The sequence below is a fragment of the Kitasatospora sp. NPDC059817 genome (assembly GCF_042731835.1).
Lineage (GTDB): Bacteria > Actinomycetota > Actinomycetes > Streptomycetales > Streptomycetaceae > Kitasatospora.
In genome coordinates this window covers 1-10,111 of sequence record NZ_JBHWIR010000228.1, presented here as the reverse complement: position 1 = coordinate 10,111, position 10,111 = coordinate 1, and the positions used below count along the sequence as shown (strand labels likewise).

Here is a 10,111-nt window from a genome sequence, read left to right as displayed (position 1 = left end):
GGGGGGGGGGGGGGGGGCGCCGGCCCGGGGGGGGGGGGGGGGGGGGCGCGCGGGCGGGCGGCCCCGGGGCGGGCGGCCGGCGGGGGGCCCGCCGGCGAGCCGGTCAGCCGGCGGTGACCGTCAGCCCCTTGGACTTCATCGCGTCGACGGTCTTGTTCTGCACCGTGCCCAGCGCCGCCGTCAGGTCGCCGTGGGCGGCGACGGCCGCGCCGAAGGCGTCGGTGAGGTCGCTGGAGGTCTGGGTCATGGTCGGGCCCCAGCTCCACTTGGGGGCCTGCGCCGTCGCCTGCTTGAAGACGTCGAAGATCGGCTGGTTGCCGAAGTAGGCGCTCGGCTTCGCCAGCGCCGGCGCCGACGTGCCGCTGGTGGAGGCGGGGTAGATGCCGGCCTTGTCCACGAGGGTGCCGACGGCTGCGGCGTCCGTGCTCATCCAGTTGGCGAAGCGCAGCGCCGCGGCGGTGTTCTTGCAACCCTTGACCACTGCGGTGGACGAACCGCCGTCGTTGCCGACCGACTTGGCGCCGCCCTGCCACTGCGGCATCGGGGCGACCGCCCACTTGCCGGACGCCTGCGCCGCGTTCTGTTCGAGGATGGAGGAGAACCAGACCGGGCCGGGGTAGGCGGCGAGCGTGCCGTCCTGGAGGTCCTTGTAGAGGTCGGGGCTGAAGCCCTGCTCGGACTTGACCTGGCCCTGGTCGATCAGGCCCTGCCAGTACTTCGCGACCTTGGTGGTGGCCGGGTCGCTCGCGAGCGAGACCTTCCAGCCCTTGCTGTCGGTGCCGAACCAACTGCCGCCGGCCTGGGCGGACATGCCGGCGAACCACCACGGGTCGTCCGGGTTGAACACGCTCAGGTACCCGTTGGGGTTGGTGGCGTGCACCTTGGCGGCGTCGGCGGCGAACTCCTCCCAGGTGGCCTGCGGCTTCAGGCCGTACTGGGCGTACAGGTCGGTGCGGTAGTAGAGCGCCATCGGGCCCACGTCGACCGGGATGCCGTACACCTGGCCGCCGACCTTCACCGCGTTCCAGGCGCCGTCCCCGTACTGCGACTGGTACTGCCCGGCCTCGCCGCTGACGTCCTGGACGGCGCCCTCCACGACGAAGCTGGGCAGCGACTCGTAGCCGACCTGGGCCAGGCAGGGGGCGTTGCCGGCCTTGACGGCCGCGAAGATCTTGGCGTAGCCGCCCTTGCTGCCCGACACGATCTTCTCGAACTTGACCTTGGCGTCCGGGTGGGCCGCGTTGTACTGGGCCACCGCCTCCTCGTAGCCCGGCGCCCAGCCCCAGAAGGTGACCTCGGCGGACCCTCCGGCGCCCGAGGCGCCGTCACCGCCCGATCCGCAGGCCGCGATGCCGGCGAGCAGCGGCAGCGTGGCGGCGGCGGCCAGCAGGCGGGTGCGGATTCGTGTCTTCGCCATGAGGATCTCGTCCTTTACGTGTACTGGCCCTCGGCCGTCGCGGCGCGGTGTCGGGTGGACGGCGGCCGGCGCGAGCGGGTGCGGCGCGGTGAGGGTGCGGTGCGGTGAGGGTGGGGGTGGGGGTGCGGGTGCGGTGGGGGTCGGCAGGGTGCCCGGGTTCCGGAGGTTCTGGGGCCGGCCGGGAGTGCCGCCGCGCGTCGGCGGCTTCCTCACCGGACCGGTTCCGGCTCCGGGGCCGGATCCTGGTCCGGGCCCGGTCCGGGTGTCGGTGGTCGCGTGCCCATCGGACCACCCCCTGCTCTATGGTGCGCAGTTCGGATGAGTATTGCTCAATATCGAGCAGGTTCCTAGGGCTTCGGAGCACGAAGCGGTCTCGGTTTCGACACGGCCCGTCGCGCGGAGAACCGGGCGGAGAGCCGGGCGACGGGCCGGGTGCGCGGAGCGTCAGCCCAGGTCGGGCCCGGCCACCAGGTGCACGGCGGGTTCGCCGGAGCGGTCGAGTTCGAGGACGGTGATCTCGTTCGTCCCGCTGCGCAGAACCGGCCAGGGCAGGAAGAGCGTGCACTGCGGTCCGCGGTCCCAGTAGCGGCCCAGCAGGAAGCCGTTGACCCAGACGTAGCCCTTGCCCCAGCCCGGCAGCGCCAGGTAGCCGTCGGCGGGCTCCCCGACCTCGAAGGCGCCGCGGTGGAAGGCCGCTCCGGGGCCGGCGGCCGGAGCGACGGCCGCGTCCCAGGGAAGCCGGTCCGGTGTCCCGTCGGCCAGCGGCATCGGGTCGGCCGTCCACCCGTGCAGGTACTGCTGGGTGTGCAGGGCCCCCGCGATCCCCTTGCGGTCGCCGATCCCGGCGCCGTAGTTGACCCGGCCCATCGACTCGACCAGCAGTTCCAGCCGGGCACCCGCGCCGGGCACCGGGACGAGCAGGGGCTCGTGCTCGACGTCCCGTTCCAGGGTGGCGAGGTGGGTGCCGTCGACGCGGACGTGGGCCCGGTCGGCGAGCCCCTCGACGGTCAGCGGGTACGCCGTGCGCGGGCCGGGGATGGTGGTCCGGTAGCGGACGAGGCCGTGCGGGAGGCCGAGTTCCTCGAAGGAGAGCGGGACGGCGGAGCGGACCTCGCCGGTGGACAGCTGGTCCACCACGTCCGCCAGCGGCAGGGCCCTGTCGAGCTCCACCCGGCACGCCGGCAGCGTGGCCGGGAGCTCCTCGGGCTCCGGCACCGGCCCGTCCGCGTACGCCGCCAGGACCTCGCGGAAGGCCCGGAACTTGGCCGTGGGGGCGCCTCGTTCGTCCAGCGGGGCGTCGTAGTCGTAGGAGGTGACGGTCGGCTGGTAGCCCCGGCCGGTGCGCGGGTCGGCGGTGTTGGCGCCGGCCCAGGTGCCGAAGTTGGTGCCGCCGTGGGCCATGTAGAGGTTGACAGAGGCCCCGGCCGCCAGGATCTCGCGCAGGGCCTCGGCGGCGTCCTCGGCCGGGCGGGTGGTGTGCGGCTCTCCCCAGTGGTCGAACCAGCCGTTCCAGAACTCCATGCACATCGGCGGGTCCTGGGGGCGGTGGCGGCGCAGCTCGGCGAAGGCCTCGGTGGCGCGGCTGCCGAAGTTGACGGTGGCGAGGTGGCCGGGAAGGGCGCCGCCGGTGAGGAAGAAGTCCTCCGGCCCGTCGGAAGTGCAGAGCGGGACGTCGATGCCGCGGGCGCGCAGGCCGTCGGCGAGGTGGGCGAGGTAGGCCCGGTCGGTGCCGTAGGAGCCGTACTCGTTCTCGATCTGGACCATCAGGACGTTTCCGCCGCGGGTGGTCTGGTGCGCCGCCAGGATCGGGATCAGCGTGTCGTACCAGCGGTCGACGTGGGCCAGGAAGCGCGGGTCGCCGGTGCGCAGCGGCAGGCCTCGGCCCGCCGTGCCCGGTTCGGCCAGGAGCCACCAGGGCAGGCCGCCGTTCTCCCATTCGGCGCAGATGTAGGGGCTCGGGCGGACGATCGCGTGCAGTCCGGCGTCCGCGGCGGCCCGCAGGAAGGCCTCCAGGTCGGCGATGCCGGTGAAGTCGTACGTGCCGGGGCGGGGCTCGTGCAGATTCCAGGGGACGTACGTCTCCACGGTGTTGAGCCCCATCGCCCGCAGCATCCGCAGGTGGCGCGGCCACTGCCCGGGCAGGCTGCGGAAGTAGTGCAGGGCGCCGGAGAGCAGGCGCAGGGGGCGCCCGTCGAGCGTGAACCCGGTCCGGGAGATCTGGAGCATGAGTGGTCCTTGAGGGGGCGGTTCGGGGGACGGTGTCGGCCGGGGCCGGGTCATCCGGCAGTGCCTGCGACGACGGGCAGGAGCCGGCCGACGGCCTCGGTGATCGCCCCGCGGCCCGCGGCCAGGTACGCGCGGGGGTCGACGCCCCGCTCGTCCGCCGCCAGGTGGGACCGGACGGCGGTCGTCATGGCGATGCTCAGGGCGGTGCCGATGTTGACCTTGGCTATGCCGCCGTGGACGGCGCGGCGCAGCTCGTCGTCGGGGACTCCGGAGGAGCCGTGCAGGACGAGCGGGACGTCGAGGGCCGCGTGCAGGGCGGCGAGCAGGTCGTGGTCGAGCCTGGCGTCGCGGGAGGTCATCGCGTGGGAGCTGCCGACGGCGACGGCGAGGGCGTCCACACCGGTCTCCTCGACGAAGCGCCGCGCCTCTGCGGGGTCGGTGCGGGCCCCCGGCGCGTGGGCGTCCAGCGGCCCCCGGCCGTCCTTGCCGCCGACCTCGCCGAGTTCGGCCTCCAGCCAGAGCCCGGCGCCGTGCGCCCAGACGGCGGCCTCGCGGGTGGCGGCGACGTTCTCCGCGTAGGGCAGGTGCGCGGCGTCGTACATCACCGAGCTGAACCCGCATTCGGCGGCCTGGCGGAGCAGGACGCCGGTCTTCACGTGGTCCAGGTGCAGCGCCACCGGGACGGTGCTCGGCTCGGCGCAGCGCACGGCGGCCGCGGCGAGCGGGGCCAGCCGCCCGCCGTGGAACCGCACCGCGTTCTCGCTCACCTGGAGGATCACCGCGGTGCCGGCGGTCTCGGCGGCGGAGACGACGGCCTCGACGTGCTCCAGGGTGATGACGTTGAAGGCGGCGACGGCGCCGTGCCGGGCCGCGGCCCGGGCGACGAGGCCGCCGGTGGCTGCCAGGGGCATGAACTCTCCTGTCGGGTGGGGCTGTTCAGTCGGAAGGAGCTGAGCCGGCGAAGGGCGTGGCCGGGGTGACCCGGACCAGCGGGAGGTGGCCGTCGTAGGCCTGCGGGTCGAACCGGCCGGCGTACGGGGCCTGGACGGCGGCGGCCGACAGGGCCACCGCGTGGGCCAGCGCCGCCGGCCACGGCGTGCGGTCGGCGAGGGCCACGGCCAGCGCCGCGACCGCCGCGTCCCCCGCGCCGGTCGGGTTCCCCCGCACGACGGCCTCCGGGGGCAGGCGGGCCCGCCAGCTGCCGTCCGGGGTGACGGCGAGGAGCCCGTCGGGGCCGAGCGAGGCGACCACCGCCCGGGCGCCGGCGTCGACGAGGGCGTGTGCCGCGCGGAGCGGGTCGGCGATGCCGGTGGCGCGGCGCAGTTCGACCGCGTTCGGCTTGACGGCCGTGGGCCCGGCCGCCAGTGCCCCGGTGAGCGCGGCGCCGTCGGCGTCCAGGACGACCGGCACGCCCTGCTCGTGGGCGAGGCGGACCAGGTCCGCGTAGGCGTCGCCCGGCAGGCCCGGCGGCAGGCTCCCGGACAGCACCAGGGCCCGGGCGGTGGGGAGCAGACCACGGACGGCGGCGCGCAGGGCCGTCCAGTCCTCGGCGGAGAGCTCCGGTCCGGGCTCGTTCAGCACGGTGGCGTCGACGGCGTCGACCACGGCGACGGTGCGCCGGGTCGACGTGCCTGCGGCGAGCGGGACGCCCAGGCAGGCGATGCCGGCCCGGTCGAGGTCGGCCCGCAGCACCGCGCCGGTGGACCCGCCGAGCGGCAGGACGGCCGTGGTGCGCCGGCCGAGACCGTGCAGCACCCGGGCCACGTTCACGCCCTTGCCGCCGGCCTGTTCGTGGACGGAGGCCACCCGGTGGCTGGTGTGCGGGCGCAGCGCCGGCACACCGTAGGTGATGTCCAGGGCGGGGTTCGGGGTCACGGTGACGATCACGGCGCCGGGCTCCCTTCCGGGGCCGCGCGGCCGGCCGCCGCGTCCAGGGCGCGCAGTCCGGCGCCCAGGCAGCCGGCCCGGTCCCCGAGCGCGGCGGGCACCAGGCGCGGCGCGACCTGGATCCGGGCGCGCTCGGCCAGGGCGGCGGCCAGCGGGGCGAGCAGCAGGTCGCCGGATTCGGCGAGGCCCCCGCCCAGCACGACCAGCGGCGGGTCCAGCACCAGGGCGGCCGTCAGCAGGGCGTCGGCCAGGGCGTCGACCGCCTCCTGCCAGACGGCGCCGGCCGCCCCGTCCCCCTCCGCGGCCAGCCGCGCCACCTCCGGTGCGAGGGCGGGCCGGCCGGTGGCCTCGGTGTAGCGCCGCGCCACGGCGGCCGCCGAGGCGTAGGTCTCGGCGCAGCCCCGGGCCCCGCAGGCGCACGGTTCCCCGCCCGGGCGCACCACGAGGTGGCCGATCTCCCCGGCCCGGTGGTGCGCGCCGGGCAGGGCGCGGCCGCCGGTCATGACGGCGGCGGCGATGCTCGTACCGACCGGGACGAACAGGAAGCGCTCCTCGCCGCGCCCGGCTCCGAGCCGGGCCTCGGCCACGCCGCCGGCGCGCACGTCGTGGGTGACGGCCACGGGCAGGCCGGTGCGCTCGGCGACGAGCTCCCGGAACGGGACGTCCCGCCAGCCGATCGTGGCGGAGTAGACGCCCGTCCCCGTGGCCTCGTCGACGATGCCGGGAACGGCCAGGCCGACGGCGTCGACCTCCGCGCCCTGCCGCCCGGCCTCCCGCCGCACGTCCGCGACCAGGTCGACGACGGTGGCCACGACGGCCTCCGGGCCCCGTTCGCGGCCGGTGGCACGCCACGCCTCGTGCCGGACGGCCGCCTCCCGGTCCAGCAGGGCGGCCTTGATGCCGGTGCCGCCGACGTCCACGGCGACGACCAGGCGCTGCCCGGTCATGGGCTGACACCGGTCGGGCACGGGCTGACGCCGGTCGGTCGAGGGCCGAGGCTGGTCGGTCGTGAGCCGAGGTCGGTCGGTCGTGAGCCGAGGCTGGTCGGTCATGAGTCGGCGAGCACCACGGACCGGGTCAGGTTGCGCGGCTGGTCCGGGTCCAGGCCCTTCGCGGCGGCCAGCGCGGCGGCCAGCCGGTGGACGCGCACCAGTTCCGCGAGCGGGTCGAGCCGGCCCTCGATCCAGCGGGCGCCGGTGCCCCGGACCTGCTCGGCCAGGCCCACCGGTGCGGCGCCCAGCATCCAGGTGGCGGTGGACGGCGCGGCGATGCTGATCGGGCCGTGCCGGTACTCCATCGCCGGGTACGCCTCGCTCCAGGCGAGCGCGGCCTCGCGCAGTTTGAGGCCGGCCTCGTTCGCCAGCCCGACCGTCCAGCCGGTGCCGAGGAAGGTGAACTGGGTGCAGTCCACCAGGCCTTCGGGCAGCGGCTCCGCCAGGGCCGCCCGGCCGTCGGCCTCCACCGCCTCGGTGTGCAGGCCCAGGTGGGCCCGCAGCAGGGTGAGCGCCGTGGTGGCGAACCTGGTCTGCACCACGGACCGCTCGTCGGCGAAGTCCAGCACGGCGATGTCGTCGGCCGCGGTCATCACCGGGGTCCGCGGGTCTGCGGTGACGGCCGCGGTGCGGACCTTTCCGCGCACCCGCTCCAGCAGGGCCAGGACCTCGGTCGTGGTGCCGGAGCGGGTCAGCGCGATCACGCGGTCGTACGAGCGGACGCCCGGGAACTCGGAGGCGGCGAAGGCGTCCGTGACGCCCTGTCCGCTCGACTCCCGCATGGCGGCGTACGCCTGGCCCATGAACAGCGACGTCCCGCAGCCGATCACCGCGACCCGTTCACCGGCCTCCGGCAGCGCCGTGCACTCCGCCGCGGCGACTTCCGCCGCGCGGCGCCAGCAGTCCGGCTGGCTGGCGATCTCGGCCTCGACATGGGTCGTCATCGGCCACCTCCACTTGATTGTTGCTGACACCTGCTTCTTTCTGGCCAGATTCAAGCATCTTCAAGCACTCCATGGAACCCGTCTGCGCAATTTGTTGCTCAGAGGTGTTGACAGTTGCGCGCAAGAAGGCCGGATACTGCATGCCATCGCCGGGCTCGGCGGTCGCGCCCCCAACGACGACCGGCGGGCCCGAGCAGCACCGCCCACCCCCGCCCCGACGGTGCAGCACCGAAGGAGACCTCGTGTCCGCCCCACCCCGCAGAGCACTCGCCGCCGTCCTCGCCCCCGCGCTCCTGGCGCTGAGCGCGGGCCTCGCCCCGGCCGCGTCGGCCGCCCCCGAACCGTCAGCCGCCCCGGCCGGCGGCCCGTCAACCGCCCCGTACACCGTGAGCGTCGGCAAGCCGGTCGGCTACGCCCACCCCACCGACACCCCCGCCGTCCCGTACACCGACAAGGACGGCACCTTCTACTTCCAGCAGTCCGCCGCGCTCTACGGCGCGAACGACCCGCGGTACTGGGACTTCTTCACCGGCAAGGACTTCGACTCCGCCACCCGGTCCAGCGCGCTCAGCAACGCCGTCAACCCCGCCAACCCCCAGGACCGCAACAACGACACCACCTGGCGCTGCAACAACAGCCCCACCGGCCTGACCTCGACCTCCGCGCCCGCCGGGTCGGGCTACGCCCAGAAGAACTACTGCGACCTCTCCGGCATCTGGGTCGACCCGGACACCGGCGACTGGTACGGGCTGGTGCACAACGAGTTCACCCCGCAACCCTTCGGCGACGGCCTCCACTTCGACGCCATCGACTACGCCGTCTCCAGCGACCAGGGCCGGACGTGGACCATCAAGGACCACGCCATCACCTCGCCGTACAGCACCCAGCGGGGCGACACCGCGGCCTTCCCGAACCAGACCTTCGACTACGGTGACGGCGACCAACGCCTGTTCGTCGACACCGCCTCGGGCTACTTCTACGTCTACTACGGCTCGCGGATCGTCGACAAGGGCGGCAGCTGGAAGGCCTTCCACGAACACGTCGCCCGCGCCCCGATCGCCGCCAAGATGGCACCCGACTCGTGGCAGAAGTGGTACGACGGCGCGTGGTCGCAGCCCGGCACCGGCGGCCAGGAGAGCAACCTGGTGCCCGCCGACTCCGCCCACCCCACCGGCTACACCCCGGTCGCCGACGAGTACGACCCGGCGAACACCGGCACCGTGGCCCAGCAGGTCGCGGCCGGCACGATGCCCCCCACCTCACCGCTGTTCGTCATGGACATCACCTACAACGCCTACCTCGGGCTGTACATCGCCGAACCGCAGGCCGTCGACCAGAGCGGCTCCGCGCCCCAGCAGTACTACGCCACCACCGACCTCGCCAGCCAGAAGTGGGTGCCGATCGGCGACACCGGCGGCTACCACACCGCGTCCTGGTACCGCTGGTTCCTCGACAGCGCGAACCGCACCAACACCACCATCGTCGGCAAGACCTTCCGCTCGTACTGCGCCTTCGGCTGCTCCAACGGCGCGTCCGGCGAGTACGTGGACGTGACGATCGACGGCACCGCGCCCGCCGCTCCCCCCGTCGACCCCGGCAAGACCTACCGGATCGGCAACGCCGACGGCCGGGTCCTCGCCCAGGTCGCCGGCGGCCCCGCCACCACCTCGCTGGCCGCCGGCACCGGCTCCGCCCTGGAGGCCTGGAGCTTCACCACCAACGGCGACGGCTCCTACCGGATCGCCAACGCCGCCACCGGCCGCCTGCTCGGCGTCGACTCCACCGCCACCGCCGGCCGCGCCTGGGGCGCCCGCCCCACCGCCACCGCCGCCGGCCCGGGCGGGCCCACCGTCGGCCAGCAGTGGTTCGTGATCCCCGGGAAGTCCGCCGACGGAACCGCCACCGGCGCGTTCAAGCTGGTCAACCGCTACAGCGGACTCGTCCTCGGCCTCTCCGCCACCAACAGCCGGTCCACCGAGACCACCCCCACCCGCAGTTGGGCCGACACCACCGGCAACCCCGTCGGCGGCACCCGCGGCCCCGGCGAGCAGACCCTCACCCTGACCGCCACCGGCACCGTGCCCAACCCCCCGCTGGACGGCACCCACACCCTGACCGCCGCCGGCAAGGCCCTCGACGACCCCGGCCACTCCACCGCCCAGGGCACCCAGTTGGTCACCTGGGCCCCCAACGGCGGCCCGAACCAGACCTGGGTGCTCACCCGGCAGGCGGACGGCAGCTACCAGATCGCCAACGGCGAGTCGCACCTGTGCATGGACGTCGACGGCGGCTCCACCTCCGCCGGCGCCAAGGTGATCCAGTGGGCCTGCACCGGCGGCGGCAACCAGCGCTGGCAGCTCACCCCCGCCGCCGGCGGCTACCGGATCACCTCCCAGAAGAGCGGCCTGCTCCTCACCACCGCGTCCACCGCCGACGGCGCCCGGACCACCCAGCAGCCCGACACCGGATCACCCCTCCAGGTCTGGGCGGTCGACTGACCATCCGGCAGTATCCAACCTCCCTTCCCCCTCGGTCAGTTGGCGAGAATCTGCCAGTGCGGAAGCGGGCCCGTTGACCTCCGGTCCGCTGGGCGTTTGGCTCTCCCCAGTCAGTTGCGCGGGCGGTGCCACCCACCAGGGTGGCGC

Annotated in this window: 7 protein-coding genes; 1 reads left to right on the top strand and 6 read right to left on the bottom strand. The window is 74.7% G+C overall.

The window, feature by feature from the left end:
- Positions 1-103: 103 nt before the first annotated feature.
- From ACFV61_RS31425 to ACFV61_RS31400, 6 genes are all read right to left on the bottom strand, one after another.
- A complete protein-coding gene (locus ACFV61_RS31425) occupies positions 104-1,417 on the bottom strand; it encodes an extracellular solute-binding protein (RefSeq protein WP_063345958.1) in 1,314 nt (437 codons plus the stop codon).
- Positions 1,418-1,861: 444 nt separating this feature from the next.
- Positions 1,862-3,643 (bottom strand): beta-galactosidase family protein, encoded by a 1,782-nt coding sequence (locus ACFV61_RS31420; protein ID WP_380495300.1) that lies wholly within the window; start codon positions 3,641-3,643, stop codon positions 1,862-1,864.
- Positions 3,644-3,693: 50 nt separating this feature from the next.
- Positions 3,694-4,554 carry a ketose-bisphosphate aldolase gene (locus tag ACFV61_RS31415; protein WP_380495298.1) on the bottom strand — a complete coding sequence of 287 codons (861 nt, stop codon included), beginning with the start codon at positions 4,552-4,554 and terminating at the stop codon, positions 3,694-3,696.
- A 25-nt stretch (positions 4,555-4,579) separates the two neighbouring features.
- On the bottom strand, positions 4,580-5,530 hold the full coding sequence (locus tag ACFV61_RS31410) for a 1-phosphofructokinase family hexose kinase (protein ID WP_380495296.1): 951 nt from the start codon (positions 5,528-5,530) through the stop codon (positions 4,580-4,582).
- Entirely contained in the window at positions 5,527-6,477 is a 951-nt protein-coding gene (locus tag ACFV61_RS31405; protein ID WP_380495294.1) for an ROK family protein, read from the bottom strand. The genes ACFV61_RS31410 and ACFV61_RS31405 overlap by 4 nt, the downstream gene beginning before the upstream one ends.
- A gap of 101 nt (positions 6,478-6,578) precedes the next feature.
- A complete protein-coding gene (locus ACFV61_RS31400; RefSeq protein WP_380495292.1) occupies positions 6,579-7,466 on the bottom strand; it encodes an SIS domain-containing protein in 888 nt (295 codons plus the stop codon).
- A 242-nt stretch (positions 7,467-7,708) separates the two neighbouring features.
- Between ACFV61_RS31400 and ACFV61_RS31395 the strand changes: the two genes are divergently transcribed.
- Complete coding sequence (locus tag ACFV61_RS31395; protein ID WP_380495290.1) at positions 7,709-9,964, top strand: RICIN domain-containing protein; 2,256 nt, start codon at positions 7,709-7,711, stop codon at positions 9,962-9,964.
- Positions 9,965-10,111: the final 147 nt, after the last annotated feature.

What these genes read in the sequence shown, in the direction of transcription:
- ACFV61_RS31425 (WP_063345958.1), bottom strand. Translation starts at nt 1,417, where the DNA reads ATGGCGAAGACACGAATCCGCACCCGCCTGCTGGCCGCCGCCGCCACG.
- ACFV61_RS31420 (WP_380495300.1), bottom strand. Translation starts at nt 3,643, where the DNA reads ATGCTCCAGATCTCCCGGACCGGGTTCACGCTCGACGGGCGCCCCCTG.
- ACFV61_RS31415 (WP_380495298.1), bottom strand. Translation starts at nt 4,554, where the DNA reads ATGCCCCTGGCAGCCACCGGCGGCCTCGTCGCCCGGGCCGCGGCCCGG.
- ACFV61_RS31405 (WP_380495294.1), bottom strand. Translation starts at nt 6,477, where the DNA reads ATGACCGGGCAGCGCCTGGTCGTCGCCGTGGACGTCGGCGGCACCGGC.
- ACFV61_RS31400 (WP_380495292.1), bottom strand. Translation starts at nt 7,466, where the DNA reads ATGACGACCCATGTCGAGGCCGAGATCGCCAGCCAGCCGGACTGCTGG.